A 17,678-nucleotide genomic window follows, 5' to 3' on the forward strand; every position below is an offset into this window, starting at 1 on the left:
CCCCGGAGGAGATTCCTGCCGGGGCGTTTTGCATCAGGGCGCCGCTTCAGTTCGCGGCGGGGGCGGCTCGCAGCAGCCGCAAGCCGTTGGCCACCACCAGCAGGCTGGCGCCGACGTCGGCGAAAACCGCCATCCACAGCGTGGCGTTGCCGGTCATGGCCAGCGCCAGGAACACCACCTTGATGCCAAGCGCCAACGCGATGTTCTGCACCAGCACGCGGTGGGTAGCGCGCGACAGGCGCAGGAAGGTGCCGATCTTGCGCAGGTCGTCGTCCATCAGCGCCACGTCGGCCGTCTCGATGGCGGTGCCGGTGCCGGCCGCGCCCATGGCGAAGCCGATGTCGGCGCGGGCCAGGGCCGGGGCGTCGTTGATGCCGTCGCCGACCATGCCGACCATGCTCGCGGGCGCCATCTTGCTTTCGATGGCGGCCAGCTTGTCTTCCGGCAGTTGGTCGCCGCGCGCTTCGTCGATGCCGACCTGGCGCGCGATGGCCTGCGCCGTGGGCGTGTTGTCGCCAGTCAGCATCAGGGTGCGCACGCCCAGCGCATGCAGGTCGGCGATGGCGGCCGCGCTGGTGGGCTTGACCGTGTCGGCCACCGCCGCCAGCGCCAGCACGCGCTGGCCGTCGCTGAGCGCGATGGCGCTCTTGCCCTGTTGTTCCAGTTCGTCGAAGCGGGCATCCAGCCTGGCGTCCGACACGCCCAGCTCACGCATCAGGCGGCGGTTGCCCAACTGGAACACCATGCCGTCCACCTTGCCGCTGACGCCGCGGCCGGGCAGGGCGGTGAAGTCGTCCACGTCCAGCAATGCCTGGCCGGCATCGCGCGCGGCGTTGGCCACGGCCAGCGACACCGGATGGTCGGAGCGGGCCGCGAGGCTGGCGGCGACCAGCGAGCCAGGCTGACGCGTCAGGTTAGAGACGTCCCAGTCCTGTTGATCTGTCTGCACCGGCTTGCCATGGGTCAGCGTGCCGGTCTTGTCCAGCGCCAGCCACTTCAGGTTGCGGCCTTCCTCCAGGTACACGCCGCCCTTGACCAGGATGCCGCGGCGCGAGGCCGCCGTCAGGCCGCTGACGATGCTGACCGGGGTGGAGATCACCAGGGCGCAGGGGCAGGCGATGATCAGCAATGCCAGCGCGCGATAGATCGCATCGAACCAGGGTTGCGCCCACAGCAGGGGCGGCAGCACCGCCACCAGCACCGCCACGCCAACCACGGCGGGCGTGTAGATGCGCGAGAAACGGTCGATGAAGCGCTGGGTTGGGGCGCGCGCGCCCTGGGCCTGTTCGACCGCGTGGATGATACGCGCCAGCGTGGTGTTGCCCGCCGCCGCCGTGACCCGGTAGTCGAACGAGCCGGCCGCGTTGACGGTGGCCGCGTAGACCGGGTCGCCCTCGTTCTTTTCCACTGGCAGGCTTTCGCCGGTGATGGGGGACTGGTCCACCGCCGAGCGGCCGCTGACGATGATGCCGTCGGCGGCGATGCGTTCGCCCGGCCGCACGCGCACCACGTCGTCGACCTGCAATTGCGCCGCCGGCACCTGTTTCCAGGCGCCGTCGGCCTGGCGCACGGTGGCGCTCTCGGGCGCCAGGTCGAGCAGGCCGCGGATGGCGTTGCGGGCGCGGTCCAGCGAACGCGCCTCGATCAGTTCGGCCACATTGAACAGGAACATCACCATGGCCGCTTCCGGCCATTGGCCGATCAGCACCGCGCCGGTGACGGCGATGCTCATGAGCGCGTTGATGTTCAGGTTGCCGTTGCGCACGGCGATCCAGCCCTTGCGATAGGTGCTGATGCCGCAGGCCAGGATGGCGGCCAGCGCCAACGCGGCGGTGACGCCCCAGTGCATGCCCGCAAAGTGCGAGGCTTCGGACAGTGCGGCGAGCACGCCGGCGCCGCCGATGGCCCACCAGTTCACGGTCGCGGCGGCCGGGGCCGGCGTGCGCGGCGTGTCGTCGGCCAGCGGTTCGGGCGTCATGCCCAGCGACTTGATGGCCGCCGTGATGCGATCCAGCGCGCCGTCGGCGTGCACCACCGTCAGGATGCGTTGCATCAGGTTGAAGTCCAGCGCGTGCACGCCGTCGACGCCGTCGAGCTTCTTGCGGATCAGCGTTTCCTCGGTGGGGCAGTCCATCTGGCCGATGCGCAGGCGCGCCAGCAACTGGCCCGGGCCGGCCTGCAACGCGGCGGCGCCGCCGGCGGACATCTGGATGCCGCCGGCATCTTGGCCGCAGCAGGCCGAGGCGCCGTGGTCATGCGCCCGCGCGTGGGTCTGGCCGTGGTCGTGGCTGTGGTTGTGGTTGTAATCGTGACCATGATCGTGGCCGTGTTCGTGATCATGGCCGGCGCCTTGGTGGCGATGGCCGTCGGCAGCGTCGGCCTTGTCTTGCGCGGGGCCGCAGCATCCGCCGGCGGCGGGGGTATGCCCGCCGGATGCAGCCGGGGCCTTCGTGCCGCAGCAGGCGTCCGGTTGTCCGGAAGCGGTGGGATCGGTATGTTTGTTCGTTGCGCAAGACATCGTGGTTGCCTTTTCGTAAGCCGTTGAGCGTATTCCACACCTTGGAGTTACTATAGGGTCAACCCCTTAACCCATCGGATGCGTCCGGGAGGCATGATGCGTATCGGCGAATTGGCCACAGCGGCCGGCACCACGGTCGAAACCGTCAGGTATTACGAGAAGGAAGGGCTGCTGCCCGCCCCGGAACGGGGCCTGAACAACTACCGCAGCTACGGCCAGCCCCACCTGGAGCGCCTGCGATTGATCCGCAATTGCCGCGCGCTGGACATGACGCAGGACGAGATCCGCGCCATCCTTTCGCTGGCCGACAATCACCAGGCTGGGTGCGGCCCCATCAATGAGTTGTTCGACGAACATATCTCCCACGTGGACGAGCGCATCGCCGAGCTGACCCAGTTGAAGGCACAATTGACCGATTTGCGCCAGCGCTGCCTGTCGGCGCGGCCCGATGCGGAAGATTGCGGCATCCTGCACGGCCTGTCGGAAATGCAGGTCGAGGAACGCCAGGAACGCCATACCCACCTGGGCTGAAACCGCCAGTCGCCCTGTGCCGGGCAGGGGGATAGCCATCCCCCGCGCGGCCTTGGCGTAATATGAGAACCCTTCTCTTTCCCATTTGGGAAGCCGCCAGAACCCTGTTACCTGTGCCTGACTCCATGACCCAGACTGCCACCGCCACGCCCCTGCACGCCATCACCTCGCGCCGTTCCGTCAAATTCCTGCGGGCTCCCGCGCCCAAGCCCGACGAACTCGAACAGATCCTCCAGGCCGCCATGTCGGCCCCCGACCATGGCGCGCTGCGTCCGTGGCGCTTCGTGGTGATCCAGGGCGAGGCCATCGGCAAGCTGGCCGACGTGGCGCTGGAGGCCGTCAAGCGCAGCGGCGATCCGCGCATGACGCCGGAAAAGGAAAAGTCGGTGCGCGAGTGGATGGCGGGCGTGCCGCTGTTCGTCGCCGTGGCGCAGAAGATCGCCCACGACAACGCCAAGATCCCCGAGGCCGAGCAACTGCTGGCCACCGGCTGCGCCACCATGAACATCCTGAACGCCGCGCACATGCTGGGCTACGGCGCGTTCTGGAGCACCGGCATCGGCACCTACGTCGAAGACGTGCAGGCGGCGCTGGGCCTGGATTCGCTGGACTACCGCTTCCTCGGCTTCCTGGCCATCGGCACGCCGGCGTGCGCGGTGCCGCCGGCAAAGCGCCCGGACTACCGCGAATTCGTCACCGAGTGGACCGGTCCGGTCTGAGGCGCGTCGCGCTTCAATGAAAAACCGGCCGCAGGCCGGTTTTTTTTCGTGTCGCGAATGCCGTTGCCTACCGTTGCGACGCGATGGGGCGGAAGGCGGCGCGTACGAGTTTCTCCAGGCCCCAGCCCGCGAAATAGAAGAGGGCCAGCGTCGGCAGCCCGATCAGCAGGTAGCCGCCGACCCAGGACAGCTCACCGAGCAGCCGGTCCAGGTTCAGTTCGTGCAGCAGCGCAAGCTGCAAGGCCAATGGCAATTGCAGCAGCACGAAGCGGCCCTTGTCATCGCCGTCGGCCGACAGCGCGCCGGCGATGCAGAGGATGACGATGGCGAGGTAAAGCGCGGCAAACACGATGCCGGTCCAGCTGAACCATTTCGATGTCGTCGGTCGGGCCACGTCTTCTTCCATGAAATCAGGGGCTTCAAGTATAGAGGGCGCCGTCCGCCGCAGGGCCGGTGCGCGGGGTCATCGCAAGCCCCCCATGCCCTGTGCTACTCTGGCTCCCGGCCGTGCATGTTTATCCCTTTGCACAGGCCGACGATGGCAATGTCCGAGGTCACCCCCCCGGGCAGTGTCTTGGTAAGAAGAATGCGCATGACACGATCAAGCGTGGAGACAATTCATGAGCCAATACGGGCCGCTGAAGTTGCACGTCCCCGAGCCCACCGGGCGTCCGGGTTGCAAGACCGACTTTTCCTACCTGCGCCTGTCGCCGCCCGGCGAGGTGCCCAAACCCCCCATTGACGTCGCCGCGATCGACACCGGCAGCCTGGCCTACAGCCTGGTGCGGGTCATCGACGACGACGGCCGCGCCGTCGGCCCGTGGGCGCCGGAAATCAGCGACGAGCTGCTGCGCCGTGGCATGCGTACGATGCTCAAGACGCGCATCTTCGACGGCCGCATGCTGACCGCCCAGCGCAAGAAGAAGATCTCCTTCTACATGCAGAGCCTGGGCGAAGAGGCCATCGGCTCGGCCCATGCGCTGGCGCTGGAGCAGGGCGACATGTGTTTCCCAACCTACCGCCAGCAGAGCATCCTGCTGGCGCGCGAGGTGTCGCTGGTGACCATGATGTGCCAGCTCATGTCCAACGAGCGCGACCCGCTCAAGGGGCGCCAGTTGCCGGTCATGTATTCCGACCGCGAGAACGGCTTCTTCACCATCTCGGGCAACCTGGCCACGCAGTTCATCCAGGCGGTGGGCTGGGGCATGGCCTCGGCCATCAAGGGCGACACCCGCATCGCGTCCGGCTGGATCGGCGACGGCGCCACCGCCGAGGCGGACTTCCATACCGCGCTGACCTTCGCGCACGTGTACCGCGCCCCGGTGATCCTGAACGTGGTCAACAACCAGTGGGCCATCTCGACCTTCCAGGCCATCGCCGGGGGCGAGGGCGCCACCTTCGCCGGCCGCGGCGTGGGCTGCGGCATCGCCTCGCTGCGGGTGGACGGCAACGATTTCCTGGCGGTCTACGCCGCCTCGCGCTGGGCCGCCGAACGCGCCCGCCGCAACCTCGGCCCCACCCTGATCGAATGGGTGACCTACCGCGCGGGCCCGCACTCCACCTCCGACGACCCCTCCAAGTACCGCCCCGGCGACGACTGGAGCCACTTCCCGCTGGGCGACCCGATCGAGCGCTTCAAGAAGCACCTGATCCTGCGAGGCATCTGGTCCGAGGCCGAGCACGACGCGATGCGCGCCGAGCTCGACGCCGAGATCCAGGCGGCGCAGAAGGAAGCGGAAAGCTACGGCACCCTGGTGGACGGCCACGTCCCCAGCGCCGCCAGCATCTTTGAAGACGTCTACAAGGACATGCCGGAGCACCTGCGCCGGCAACGTCAGCAGCTCGGAGTGTGAGTCATGGCTATCGATAACAATGCTGGTCCGGCGTCCGCGCCGATGACCATGATCCAGGCTTTGCGCTCGGCCATGGATGTGATGCTGGAGCGTGACGGCAACGTGGTGGTGTTCGGCCAGGACGTGGGCTATTTCGGCGGCGTGTTCCGCTGCACCGAGGGCCTGCAGGCCAAGTACGGCAGCTCGCGCGTGTTCGACACGCCGATCTCCGAAGGCGGCATCGTCGGCGTGGCGGTGGGCATGGGCGCCTACGGCCTGCGGCCGGTGTGCGAGATCCAGTTCGCCGACTATTTCTATCCGGCCTCCGACCAGATCGTGTCGGAAGCGGCGCGCCTGCGCTACCGTTCGGTGGGCGAATTCATCGCGCCCATGACCATCCGCATGCCCTGCGGCGGCGGCATCTACGGCGGCCAGACGCACAGCCAGAGCCCCGAGGCCATGTTCACCCAGGTCTGCGGGCTGCGCACGGTGATGCCGTCCAACCCCTACGACGCCAAGGGCCTGCTGATCGCGTCCATCGAAAACGACGATCCGGTCATCTTCCTGGAACCCAAGCGCCTGTACAACGGCCCGTTCGACGGCCACCACGACCGTCCCGTGACGCCGTGGACCGGCCGCCCCGGAAGCGTGGTGCCGACCGGCTACTACACCGTGCCGCTGGACTCCGCCGCCATTGTGCGGCCCGGCAACGCGCTGACGGTGCTGACCTATGGCACCACGGTGCACGTGTCGCTGACCGCGGCCGAGGAAACCGGCATCGACGCCGAGGTCATCGACCTGCGCAGCCTGTGGCCGCTGGACCTGGAAACCATCGTCAACTCGGTCAAGAAGACCGGCCGCTGCGTCGTGGTGCATGAAGCCACCCGGACCTGCGGCTTCGGCGCCGAACTGATCGCGCTGGTGCAAGAACACTGCTTCCATCACCTCGAAGCGCCCATCGAGCGCGTGACCGGTTGGGACACTCCCTATCCGCACGCGCAGGAATGGGCGTATTTCCCCGGCCCGCGCCGGGTCGGCGAAGCGTTCAAGCGCGCGATGGAGGTGTGAGATGGGTATTCATGTCATCAAGATGCCCGACATCGGCGAAGGCATTGCCGAGGTCGAACTGGTAGGCTGGCACGTCAAGGTGGGCGACACCGTCGCCGAGGACCAGCCGCTGGCCGACGTCATGACCGACAAGGCCACGGTCGAGATCCCGTCGCCCGTGGTCGGCCGCGTGGTCGCGCTGGGCGGCGAAGTCGGCCAGGTCATGGCCGTGGGCGGCGAGCTGATCCGCCTGGAAGTGGAAGGCGAAGGCAACGTCAAGGGTGAAGCGGCGGCGCAGACACCGCAGGCCGCCGCGCCCGCGCCCGCGGCAAGCGCGCCCGCAACCGCGCCGGCGCCGGCCAAGGCCGACAAAGCGCCGGCCGGGGGCGTCGCGGGCCAGATCGCCGCGTCGCTGCAATCGTCAGCCGGGTCGCAAGCGTCATCCTCACCCTCCGCGCCGCCCAGCCGTCCGGCCGCCGCGCGCCAGGCGCCCGCCGCGGCCCGCCAACCCGGCGAGAAGCCGCTGGCCTCGCCGGCGGTACGCAAGCGCTCCTGGGACCTGGGCATCGAGCTGCGCTACGTGCACGGAAGCGGCCCGGCCGGCCGCGTCATGCACGAGGACCTGGACGCCTATCTGCAAGGGCAGGGCGCGGTCACCGCCGCGCGCGGTCCCGCCTACGCCGAGCGCAACGATGAAGAGCAGGTGCCGGTGATCGGCCTGCGCCGCAAGATCGCGCAGAAGATGGCCGAGTCCAAGCGCCGCATTCCGCATTTCAGCTACGTGGAGGAAATCGACGTCACCGAGCTCGAGGACCTGCGCGCTAGCCTGAACGCGAAGTTCGGCGAGTCGCGCGGCAAGCTGACGCTGTTGCCGCTGCTGGCGCGCGCCATGGTGATCGCGCTGCGCGACTTCCCGCAGATCAACGCCCGCTATGACGACGAGGCCGGCCAGGTGACGCGCTACGGCGCCGTGCACATCGGCATTGCCACGCAGAGCGATGGCGGCCTGATGGTGCCGGTGATGCGTCACGCCGAAACCCGCGACCTGTGGTCGATGGCGGCCGAGATCGGCCGGCTGGCGCAGTCGGTGCGCGCCGGCAGCGCCGGACGCGACGAGCTGTCCGGCTCGACCATCACCATCACCAGCCTGGGGCCACTGGGCGGCATCGTCACCACGCCGGTCATCAACCATCCCGAGGTCGGCATCGTGGGCGTGAACCGCATCGTCGAGCGGCCGGCCTTCCGCGATGGCGCCGTGGTGGCGCGCAAGCTGATGAACCTGTCGTCCTCGTTCGACCACCGCGTGGTCGACGGCATGGACGCGGCCCGCTTCATCCAGGCCGTGCGCGCGCTGCTGGAACAACCCGCGCTGCTTTTCGTGGAGTAAGCATGAGCCAGACTACCAAGACGACAACCCTGCTGGTGATCGGCGGCGGGCCCGGCGGCTACGTGGCCGCGATCCGCGCCGGGCAACTGGGCGTGCCCACCATCCTGGTCGAGGGCGAGCGGCTGGGCGGCACCTGCCTGAACATCGGCTGCATTCCGTCCAAGGCGCTGATCCACGCGGCCGAGGAATTCGACAAGGCGCGGCATTACGCCGGCCAGTCGGCGCTGGGCATCTCGGTGTCGGCGCCCGCCATCGACATTGGCCGCACCGTGGCCTGGAAGGACGGCATCGTCGGCAAGCTGACCGGCGGCGTGGGCGCGCTGCTCAAGAAGAACGGCGTGCAAGTGGTGCAGGGATGGGCCAGCCTGCTGGACGGCAAGACCGTCGAGGTCGAGAGCGCCGACGGCAGCCGCCAGCGCATCCAGTGCGAACACCTGCTGCTGGCGGCCGGCTCCGAGCCGACGCCGCTGCCCTCGGTGCCGTTCGGCGGCATGGTGGTGTCCTCGACCGAGGCGCTGTCGCCGGCCGACATCCCGAAGAAGCTGGTGGTGGTGGGCGGCGGCTACATCGGCCTGGAGCTGGGCACCGTGTACCGCAAGCTGGGCGCCGAGGTGGCCGTGGTGGAGGCGCAGGACCGCATCCTGCCGACCTACGACGCGGAACTCACCAAGCCCGTCGCCGCCGCGCTGGCCAAGCTGGGCGTCGAACTGCACCTGGGTCGCAAGGTGCTGGGGCTGAACGGCGCCGGCACGGCGGTGCGGATCCAGGACGCCAGCGGCGCCGAGACCGCGCTGCCCGCCGATCGGGTGCTGATCGCCGTCGGCCGGCGTCCGCGCACGCAGGGCTGGGGCCTGGAAAACCTGCAACTGGACCGCAAGGGCAACGCGCTGCGCATCGACGACCAGTGCCGCACCTCCATGCGCGACGTCTGGGCCATCGGCGACATCGCCGGCGAACCGATGCTGGCGCACCGCGCCATGGCGCAGGGCGAGATGGTGGCCGAGCTGGTGGCGGGCAAGCGCCGCCACTTCCAGCCAGCCGCGATCCCGGCGGTGTGCTTCACCGACCCCGAGGTCGTGGTGGCCGGCCTGTCGCCGGCCGAGGCCGAAGCTGCCGGGCTGGACTGCCTGGCGGCCTCGTTCCCGTTCGCCGCCAATGGCCGCGCCATGACGCTGGAATCCACCGACGGTTTCGTGCGGGTGGTGGCGCGCCGCGACAACCACCTGATCGTGGGTTGGCAGGCGGTGGGGCGCGGGGTGTCGGAACTGTCGACGGCGTTCGGCCAGTCGCTAGAGATGGGTGCGACGCTGGAGGACGTGGCGGGCACGATCCACGCCCATCCGACCCTGGGCGAAGCGGTGCAGGAAGCCGCGCTCAAGGCGCTGGGGCACGCGCTGCACATCTAGAAGCAGCCGCAGTGTATCCGAAGCCGTGGTGGTGGGCATCCTGCCGGCCGCCGCGGCTTTTTCCTGTGTGGGCCCGTTTGCCGGACGGCATGGCTTGCCCGTGATGCGCGCAGGACACGCGGCGCGACACGCGCGTTCAAGGCAACAGGCCTTGAACGCCCGCGCTCGTGCTCGCTAGCGGCGCGCGTCGATGTAGGGCCGCGCCTGCAGGATGATGATCTTGTCGCCGACCACCGCCCATTCGATGTCCTGGTCGACCCTGCCCAGGCGCTGCTTGACCTGCCGGCCCACGGCCGCCAGCCGCGCCACCAGCGCGTCGTTCAGCACCTGGCGCGCGTCCGGCGCGATCGGCACTTCGCGCACGCCGCCGCCGGCATCCGCCACCAACTGCGTGTCCTCGGCCGAGCGGCTCAGCACCTGCACCGCCTTGGACCAGCTCGAATACATCACCTGCTCGGCCTGGCGCTTGCCTTCCACCACCTTGATGCCCAGGCCGCGCTTGGCCGAGAGGTAGGTCACGTGGCGGCGGCTGGCGTCGAACGGATCGCGCGTGATCATGACGCCGGAGCTGTCGGACGGCGCCGCCAGCTGCACCAGCACGGCCATCACCACCGCGTCCTGGGGGATGCCGGCCGCGCGCCGCGCCTCGTAGGCGTCGAAGTTGTAGACCGAGGCCCATACCGTCTGTACCGCCTTGGCCAGCGCGTCCGGCTGGGTGACGTTGGGCACGGTGGTGTACAGGCCGGCGCCGCTGAAGCCGGGCAGGTCCTCGGAATTGGACGAGCTGCGCACGAACACGCCCGCGCCCTTCAGGCGCGATTGCCACAGCGCGCGCCAGGATTCGGCCTGCGCCGGGTCGACGGCGGCTTGCATGATGTCCTGGCGCAGGGCGGCCAGTTCCTTGCGCCGCACCTCGGCGTCGGCGATGAAGTCCGGGCGCTGTTCCAGCGCGGCCATGCGCTGCGCCACGTTCAGCCGCTGCATGAACGCGGCGTACTGGGCGAACGGGATGCAGAAGCCGTCCGGCACGCTGGCGGCCGGCGGCAATGCGGAGCGGAGCGCGCCCAGGTTGGCGGCCTTGACGCCGCAATGGCGGCTGTCGCGCACGGCCAGGGCATCCAGCGGCTTGAGCGCCTGCACGCTCAGGTCGGGCTTGGGCAGTTGCGCGCGCGGCTTGGGCGGCGTGGCCGGCGGTTGGCTGGCGGGCTTGTCGCTGGGCCGCACGTGGTAGTCGTTGCCGCTGACGGTCAAGGTGACCCATTGGCCGTCGTACTGGCGTAGCGCGGTGGTGGCGTCGCGCACGTAGGCGTTGGGAATGCCCCAGCCCTTGGCCAGCAGGTTGACGTGCGACAGCAGCGTGGACGGCCGCTGCGTGATCAGGCCGGCCACGGGCGGGATGGCGATCGGCACCTCGTCCAGCACCACGATGTCGTCGCGCTTGAGGTCGGGCGTGGCCTCGACCGAGGCGACGATGCGCAGCCGGCCCTGCGCGCGGCCGGGATTCAGCGGCAGGAAGGCCTGTTCGCGCAGCAGCGCCTCCTGCGTCACGAAGGTCAGGCCGGCGGTGGCGGCGGCCTGTTCGTGCAGGGTCGAGTTGGTCTTGAAGCGGACCGGGGCATAGAAGCTCCTGGCGACCACGTCGTCGGTCAGCTTCAGCAGTTCGGGCGTAAGGCGGTCGCCTTCCCAGAATTCGTAGGTGTAGCCGGGCAGGTCGCGTTGCCAGCTCAGGGTGCCGAACAGCAGGCGGCGGTTGGGGTCCTTGTACTGCGCGGTCAGCGCGGCCTTGTCCTTGCCGGGCAGCAGGCGGCGCTCGCGCGCGAAGGTCTCGTGCAGGCCGTAGCGCGGCGTGTCCAGGTAATGGATGCGATTGCCGCGCTGGCGATCGATCACGAACAGCACATGCGGGATTTCCAGCGGCGTGCCGGCGTTGTAGACGCGCGCCAACTGGCGGAACGCGGCCTCGTCGTCGATGCGTGCCATGAAGGCGGGACCGCCGCGGCGCGCGTCCTCGGCCTTGCGCGCCGCGATCTCCTCGGGGGTCAGCGGCCGGGGCGCCTTGAAGGGCTCGATGACGTTGTTTTCGTACGGCGACGGCTTGCGCGCTGTCTGCGCCTGGGCGGCGGGGAGGGCGGCAAGCGCCAGCAGGCAGGCGGCGGTCAGAACGGCCGGTTGGGGCAGGGGCGACGGAAACCAGGACGCGCGCAGGGCTGGCATGGGGGTGGGGGAGTGAGAAAGCGCCCATCATAGCGAACCTGTCCGCGCCGCTCGTGCGAGATCGGAAACGAGGAATGACACGCCGTGACAGGTCATTTGCGTAGCGTGGCCACAAAAGAAAACGGCCCCGGAAATTCCGGGGCCGCTTGTTTTCCCGCCAGGGAATCGCCGGCGTGTTACGCCGACGTCTCCTGCAGCACGCGGCGGGCTTCCTCGGCCACGCGCTCGGGGGCGGTGCCGCCCACGTGCTTGCGCGCGGCGACCGAGCCTTCCAGCGTCAGCACCTGGTGCACGTCGTCGCCGATGGTCGGGTGATAGGCCTTGAGTTCGTCCAGCGACAGGTCGGCCAGGTCGCAGCCGCGCTGTTCGCAGTCGCGCACGGCGTGGGCCACCACTTCGTGGGCGTCGCGGAACGGCACGCCGCGCTTGACCAGGTAGTCGGCCAGGTCGGTGGCGGTGGCGAAGCCCTGCAGCGCGGCGGCGCGCATGTTGTCGGCCTTGACCTTGATGCCGGCGGCCATGTCGGCGAAGATCGTCAGCGTGTCGCGCACCGTGTCGACGGTGTCGAACAGGCCTTCCTTGTCTTCCTGGTTGTCCTTGTTGTAGGCCAGGGGCTGGCCCTTCATCAAGGTCAGCAGGGCCACCAGGTTGCCGTTGACGCGGCCGGTCTTGCCACGCGCCAGTTCGGGCACGTCGGGGTTTTTCTTCTGCGGCATGATCGAGCTGCCGGTGCAGAAGCGGTCGGCCAGGTCGATGAAGCCGACGCGCGGGCTCATCCACAGCACCAGTTCTTCGGACAGGCGCGAGACGTGCGTCATGATCAGCGCGCCGGCGGCGCAGAACTCGATGGCGAAGTCGCGGTCGGAGACGGCGTCCAGCGAGTTGCGGCAGACGCCGTCAAAGCCGAGGGTCTTGGCGACGCGTTCGCGGTCGATCGGGAACGAGGTGCCGGCCAGGGCGGCGGCGCCCAGCGGCAGGCGGTTGACGCGGCGGCGGCAGTCGGCCAGGCGCTCGGCGTCGCGGCCGAACATCTCGGCGTAGGCCAGCAGGTGGTGACCGAACGTGACGGGCTGGGCCACCTGCAGGTGGGTGAAGCCCGGCATGATGGTGGCGGCGTTGTCCAGCGCCACCGTGGCCAGCGCGTGGCGCAGCTGGCGCAGCAGGTCGATCAGCGTGTCGATCTCGCCGCGCAGCCACAGGCGGATGTCGGTGGCCACCTGGTCGTTGCGCGAACGGCCGGTGTGCAGGCGCTTGCCGGCATCGCCGACCAGCTCGACCAGGCGCTTCTCGATGTTCAGGTGCACGTCTTCGAGGTCGAGCAGCCACTGGAAGCTGCCGGCGTCGATTTCCGACAGGATCTGGGTCATGCCGCGCTGGATGTCGGCCAGGTCCTGGGCGCCGATGATGCCCTGGGCCGCCAGCATGTCGGCGTGCGCCAGCGAACCCTGGATGTCGACGCGCGCCAGGCGCTTGTCGAAGTCCACGGATGCCGTGTAGCGTTTGACGAGTTCGGAAACCGGTTCCGAGAACCGGGCGGACCAGGCCTGCGCCTTGTTGGCGAACTGGTTTTGATCGGGGGAGGGAGTGTTTGCCATGATGGCGGGAATTATAGGGCCTCCCGCCAGGCTGTTGCGGCTGGAAACTTGCCGCGGCGCGAGTTGTCGGATAATTCAGGGTCATATCCGCTGGCCGTCCGGGCCGTCCGGCCAGGGCGGCTGTCCGGCTGACGCCATCCCCACAATAGAAGAGAGAGCACACGACCTATGCCCATGGAATGGGAACAGCTTGCCACCGAACTCGATACCTATATGCCGCACCAGCCGTGGGCGCAGACACTCGTCGGCATCGGCGTGCTGATCCTGACGGCGCTGTTCGTCCAGTGGGTGGTCGCGCGGGTGGTGCTGCTGCTGGCGCACCGGCTGCTGGTGGTCAGCGGCCACGAGAGCTGGGACAAGGCCCTGCAGCGCCGCCGCGCGTACCAGAATTTCTGGTACGCGGTGCCGTTCGCGGTGGTGTCGGTGGGCATCGACCTGGTGCCGCACGTCGAGAAGGCCGCCACGCTGGTCGGGCGGCTGGCCCACGCCGGCGCCTGGATCTGCGTGTTCGTGGCGTTTTCCGGGGTGCTGAGCGCCTGGCAGGATACCTATTCGGCCACCACGCGGGCGCAGACCCGCTCGATCAAGGGCTATATCCAGATCAGCAAGCTGATCCTGATGGCGGTATGCACCGTGCTGGTGCTGTCGATCCTGATCGACCGCTCGCCACTGTGGATGATTTCCGGCCTGGGCGCGCTGTCGGCGGTGCTGCTGCTGGTGTTCAAGGACACGCTGTTGTCGCTGGTGGCCAGCACCCAGCTCACCAGCAACGATATGCTGCGCATTGGCGACTGGATCGAGATGCCCCAGTCCAACGCCGACGGTTTCGTCAAGGACATCGCGCTGCACACGGTCAAGGTGCAGAACTGGGACAACACCGTCACCACCGTGCCGACCTACAAGCTGTTTTCCGAGAGCTACCGCAACTACCGCCAGATGTTCGAGTCGGGCGGACGGCGCATCAAGCGCACCCTGCGCATCGACGCCAGCAGTGTGCGCTTCCTGAGCGACGAGGAAGCCCAGCGCCTGATGCGCTTCCGGCTGCTGCACGACTACCTGCGGGTCAAGACCCAGGACATTGCCCAGGCCAACCAGACCATGGGCGAGCTGGCCAGCGTGCCGGCCAACCGCCGCCGCCTGACCAATATCGGCACCTTCCGCGCTTACGCCTTGGCCTACCTGAAGCAGAATGCCGAGGTGCGCCAGGACATGGCGATGATGGTGCGCATGATGGAACCCACGGCCGACGGCATTCCGGTCGAAGTCTATTGCTTCACCGCCATCACCGCCTGGGTCGAGTACGAGCGCATCCAGGGCGACATTTTCGATCATCTTCTGGCGATCCTGCCGGAACTGGGGCTGCGGCTGTACCAGCAACCCTCGGGCGCGGATATCGGCGCCATGGGCAGCTATCTGCGCGAGGGCGCCATCCAGGCCGCGCTGGCCGCCGAGCAGGCACAGCGCCAGCCCGATGCGGCGCGCCTGGCGCCGCCGTCCGGCGCATGACGCCGTGAGATAATGGCCAGGTTGGATGTCCCGGCCTGAAGCAGGCCCGTTCCGTGCAGTTCCGTATCAAGGCGCCCCAGGCGATGGATCCGATGTCGAACCCGTTCTTCAACCTGTATTCCCACGGCTTCGCCCGGGTCGCCGTGGGCGTGCCCGAATGCCGGGTCGCGGACCCGGCGTTCAACGCCGCGCAGACCATCGCGCTGGCGCAGCAGGCGGCCCAGGGCGGCGCCGTGCTGGCGGCGTTCCCCGAACTGGGCCTGTCGGCCTACACCTGCGACGACCTGTTCCACCAGAAGGCCCTGCTGGACGCCTGCGAGGCGGCGCTGGACCAGGTGGCGCGGGCCACCGCCGAGTTGGACATCGCCGTCGTCGTCGGCGCGCCGTTGCGGGTGGCGCACCAGTTGTACAACTGCGCCGTGGTCATCGCCGGCGGCCGCATCCTGGGCGTGGTGCCCAAGAGCTACCTTCCCAACTACGGCGAGTTCTACGAAGCGCGCCAGTTCAGCGCGGCCGATTGCGCCGTCGCCACCGAGATCCGCCTGCTGGACCAGACCGTGCCGTTCGGCCCCGAGCTGCTGTTCCAGATGGAAAAGCTGCCGCTGTTCCAGTTCCACGTCGAGATCTGCGAAGACGTCTGGGTGCCGATCCCGCCGTCCTCGTTCGCGGCGCTGGCCGGCGCCACGGTGCTGGTGAACCTGTCGGCCTCGAACATCGTGGTCGGCAAGTCGGCCTACCGCCACCAGTTGGTGGCGCAGCAGTCGGCGCGCTGTCTGGCGGCCTACATGTACACGTCGGCCGGCCGCGGCGAGTCGTCCACCGACCTGGCCTGGGACGGCCAGGCGCTGATCTACGAAAACGGCGAGCTGCTGGGCGAATCCGAGCGCTTCCTGAACGAATCGCACCTGCTGTTTGCCGACGTCGACCTGGAGCGCCTGTCGCGCGAGCGCATGCACCAGACCACTTTCGGCCAGTCGGCGCGGCGCCACCGCGACGAAGTGCGCAAATTCCGCCAGGTGCTGGTGCCGGTCGCGGCGCCGCTGGAGGACGCCGACCTGCCGCTGGAGCGGCGCGTGGCGCGCTTTCCGTACGTGCCGGCCGACCCCCGGCGCCGCGACGAGCGCTGCAAGGAGGTCTACAACATCCAGGTGCAGGCGCTGGCGCAGCGGCTGTCGGCCAGCGGCATGTCCAAGGTGGTCATCGGCATCTCGGGCGGGCTGGATTCGACCCACGCGCTGCTGGTCTGCGCGCAGGCCATGGATACGCTGGGGCTGCCGCGCGCCAACATCCTGGCCGTGACCATGCCGGGTTTCGCCACCAGTACGCGCACGCTGCAGCAGGCGCGCCAGTTGATGGCGGTGGTCGGCTGCACGGCCTCCGAGGTCGACATCCGCCCGAGCTGCCTGCAGATGCTCAAGGACCTTGGCCATCCCTATGCCGACGGCCAGCCGGTGTACGACATCACCTTCGAGAACGTGCAGGCCGGCGAGCGCACCAACCACCTGTTCCGCATCGCCAATTTCAACAACGCCATCGTCATCGGCACGGGCGACCTGAGCGAGTTGGCGCTGGGCTGGTGCACTTATGGCGTGGGCGATCACATGTCGCACTACAGCGTCAACGCCAGCGTGCCCAAGACGCTGATCACGCACCTGGTGCGCTGGGTGGCCGAATCCGGTCGCCTGGGCGAGGCCGGCGCGGCGGTGCTGCTGGACGTGCTGGGCACGGACGTCAGCCCGGAACTGGTGCCGGGCGGCGACGACGGCAAGCCGACCCAGAAAAGCGAAGACACCATCGGCCCCTATGAACTGCAGGACTTCAACCTGTACTACACCTTGCGCTATGGCTTCGCGCCGACCAAGGTGGCGTTCCTGGCGCTGGCGGCCTGGCGCGACCGCGATGCCGGCGCCTGGCCGGAAGGCGGCCACGTGGCGCGCAACCAGTACGGCCTGGCGGCGATCAAGCGCAACCTGAAGATCTTCCTGGACCGCTTCTTCCGCCTCAGCCAGTTCAAGCGCACCTGCGTGCCGAACGCGCCCAAGGTGGGCTCGGGCGGCTCGCTGTCGCCGCGCGGCGACTGGCGCGCGCCGAGCGATTCCGAGTCGGTGGTGTGGATGCGCGACGCCGACCGGATTCCGGACGAGGCGCCGCCGGGCTGACCAGCGCCGCCGCCCTGCGGGTTTTCCCGGCTCGGGCCGCGCCGGGCTTGGCGACGCGGGCGCCGGTGGTATTCTCTCAATCATCGCGCCCTGGTCCGATCATTCATCCCGGGCGCCGCAACAGATCGAACAATCAGGACGACCAACGTGAAACAAGTCACCGCCATCATCAAACCCTTCAAGCTCGACGAAGTCCGCGAGGCGCTGGCCGAAGTCGGCGTCAGCGGCCTGACCGTGACCGAAGTGAAGGGGTTCGGGCGCCAGAAGGGGCATACCGAGCTGTATCGGGGGGCGGAGTACGTGGTGGATTTCCTGCCGAAGATCCGCGTCGAGGTGGTGCTGCCGGATGACCAGGTCGAGGCGGCGATCGAGGCGGTGGTGAAGGCGGCCCGCACCGGCAAGATCGGGGATGGCAAGATCTTCGTGACGCCGGTGGAGCAGGCCATCCGCATTCGGACGGGGGAGAGCGACGAAGAGGCGCTTTGAGTTTGCGCTGAATTCGGTTTTGGGTTGACTGTCGGGGTGATCGTAATGGTCGCCCCGAAGTTTTTTGGGGCGGGTGTTGTGTTCTTGAGGCGCCGGGCTCGCACCTTTGAAAATTGAAGCGCTGCTGCGGCGGTTGCCTGCGTGGGGGGTTGCGCCTGTCTCTTTTAAACATCTCCGAGCCCCCCAGACTAGTTCGGGAAACTCGTATGCCGTCTTCTGCTTTAAAAAAAAAAAAAAAAACCTGTCTATAACTCTACAATATCATACTACTGAGCGCT

General features: G+C 68.5%; 13 protein-coding genes. 9 read left to right on the forward strand and 4 right to left on the reverse strand.

Annotated features, from left to right (window positions below; translation table 11 throughout):
• Positions 1 to 46: 46 nt before the first annotated feature.
• Complete coding sequence (locus tag AC6LKG_RS24875) at positions 47 to 2,518, reverse strand: heavy metal translocating P-type ATPase (RefSeq protein ID WP_498169339.1); 2,472 nt, start codon at positions 2,516 to 2,518, stop codon at positions 47 to 49.
• A 96-nt stretch (positions 2,519 to 2,614) separates the two neighbouring features.
• On the opposite strand from AC6LKG_RS24875, the gene cadR reads away from it, so the two are divergent.
• Together cadR and AC6LKG_RS24885 are read left to right on the forward strand one after the other, a co-directional pair.
• Positions 2,615 to 3,049: a Cd(II)/Pb(II)-responsive transcriptional regulator gene (cadR, locus tag AC6LKG_RS24880; RefSeq protein WP_076410783.1), complete on the forward strand. Its 435-nt coding sequence runs from the start codon at positions 2,615 to 2,617 to the stop codon at positions 3,047 to 3,049.
• Positions 3,050 to 3,174: 125 nt separating this feature from the next.
• Positions 3,175 to 3,768: a nitroreductase family protein gene (locus tag AC6LKG_RS24885; RefSeq protein ID WP_498169341.1), complete on the forward strand. Its 594-nt coding sequence runs from the start codon at positions 3,175 to 3,177 to the stop codon at positions 3,766 to 3,768.
• Positions 3,769 to 3,835: 67 nt separating this feature from the next.
• Here AC6LKG_RS24885 and AC6LKG_RS24890 read toward each other — a convergent pair whose 3' ends face one another.
• Positions 3,836 to 4,174 (reverse strand): hypothetical protein, encoded by a 339-nt coding sequence (locus AC6LKG_RS24890; protein ID WP_498169343.1) that lies wholly within the window; start codon positions 4,172 to 4,174, stop codon positions 3,836 to 3,838.
• Positions 4,175 to 4,388: 214 nt separating this feature from the next.
• On the opposite strand from AC6LKG_RS24890, the gene AC6LKG_RS24895 reads away from it, so the two are divergent.
• From AC6LKG_RS24895 to lpdA, 4 genes are read left to right on the forward strand one after another with little or no spacing between them, the layout of a single operon-like run.
• Positions 4,389 to 5,621 (forward strand): 3-methyl-2-oxobutanoate dehydrogenase (2-methylpropanoyl-transferring) subunit alpha, encoded by a 1,233-nt coding sequence (locus AC6LKG_RS24895; RefSeq protein ID WP_498169346.1) that lies wholly within the window; start codon positions 4,389 to 4,391, stop codon positions 5,619 to 5,621.
• A gap of 3 nt (positions 5,622 to 5,624) precedes the next feature.
• Positions 5,625 to 6,668 (forward strand): alpha-ketoacid dehydrogenase subunit beta, encoded by a 1,044-nt coding sequence (locus tag AC6LKG_RS24900; RefSeq protein WP_498169349.1) that lies wholly within the window; start codon positions 5,625 to 5,627, stop codon positions 6,666 to 6,668.
• 1 nt (position 6,669) lies between these two features.
• Positions 6,670 to 8,034, forward strand: a complete 1,365-nt coding sequence (locus AC6LKG_RS24905; protein WP_498169351.1) for a dihydrolipoamide acetyltransferase family protein — start codon at positions 6,670 to 6,672, stop codon at positions 8,032 to 8,034.
• A gap of 2 nt (positions 8,035 to 8,036) precedes the next feature.
• Positions 8,037 to 9,440: a dihydrolipoyl dehydrogenase gene (gene lpdA, locus AC6LKG_RS24910; protein ID WP_498169354.1), complete on the forward strand. Its 1,404-nt coding sequence runs from the start codon at positions 8,037 to 8,039 to the stop codon at positions 9,438 to 9,440.
• A gap of 174 nt (positions 9,441 to 9,614) precedes the next feature.
• Here lpdA and AC6LKG_RS24915 read toward each other — a convergent pair whose 3' ends face one another.
• Together AC6LKG_RS24915 and argH are read right to left on the reverse strand one after the other, a co-directional pair.
• Complete coding sequence (locus AC6LKG_RS24915; RefSeq protein ID WP_498169356.1) at positions 9,615 to 11,654, reverse strand: PEP/pyruvate-binding domain-containing protein; 2,040 nt, start codon at positions 11,652 to 11,654, stop codon at positions 9,615 to 9,617.
• 176 nt (positions 11,655 to 11,830) lie between these two features.
• The gene (argH, locus tag AC6LKG_RS24920; protein ID WP_498169359.1) at positions 11,831 to 13,249 is read right to left on the reverse strand and encodes an argininosuccinate lyase; all 1,419 of its coding nucleotides are present in this window, start codon (positions 13,247 to 13,249) and stop codon (positions 11,831 to 11,833) included.
• A gap of 174 nt (positions 13,250 to 13,423) precedes the next feature.
• Here argH and AC6LKG_RS24925 point away from each other — a divergent pair, with 174 nt between their 5' ends.
• The 3 genes from AC6LKG_RS24925 (at position 13,424) to AC6LKG_RS24935 (ending at position 17,400) form a co-directional block, all read left to right on the forward strand.
• Positions 13,424 to 14,755: a mechanosensitive ion channel family protein gene (locus AC6LKG_RS24925; protein WP_498169362.1), complete on the forward strand. Its 1,332-nt coding sequence runs from the start codon at positions 13,424 to 13,426 to the stop codon at positions 14,753 to 14,755.
• A gap of 92 nt (positions 14,756 to 14,847) precedes the next feature.
• Complete coding sequence (locus AC6LKG_RS24930; protein WP_498169364.1) at positions 14,848 to 16,914, forward strand: NAD(+) synthase; 2,067 nt, start codon at positions 14,848 to 14,850, stop codon at positions 16,912 to 16,914.
• A gap of 147 nt (positions 16,915 to 17,061) precedes the next feature.
• Positions 17,062 to 17,400 (forward strand): P-II family nitrogen regulator, encoded by a 339-nt coding sequence (locus AC6LKG_RS24935; RefSeq protein ID WP_006386376.1) that lies wholly within the window; start codon positions 17,062 to 17,064, stop codon positions 17,398 to 17,400.
• Positions 17,401 to 17,678: the final 278 nt, after the last annotated feature.

It is taken from the genome of Achromobacter sp. 46006 (assembly GCF_059761975.1).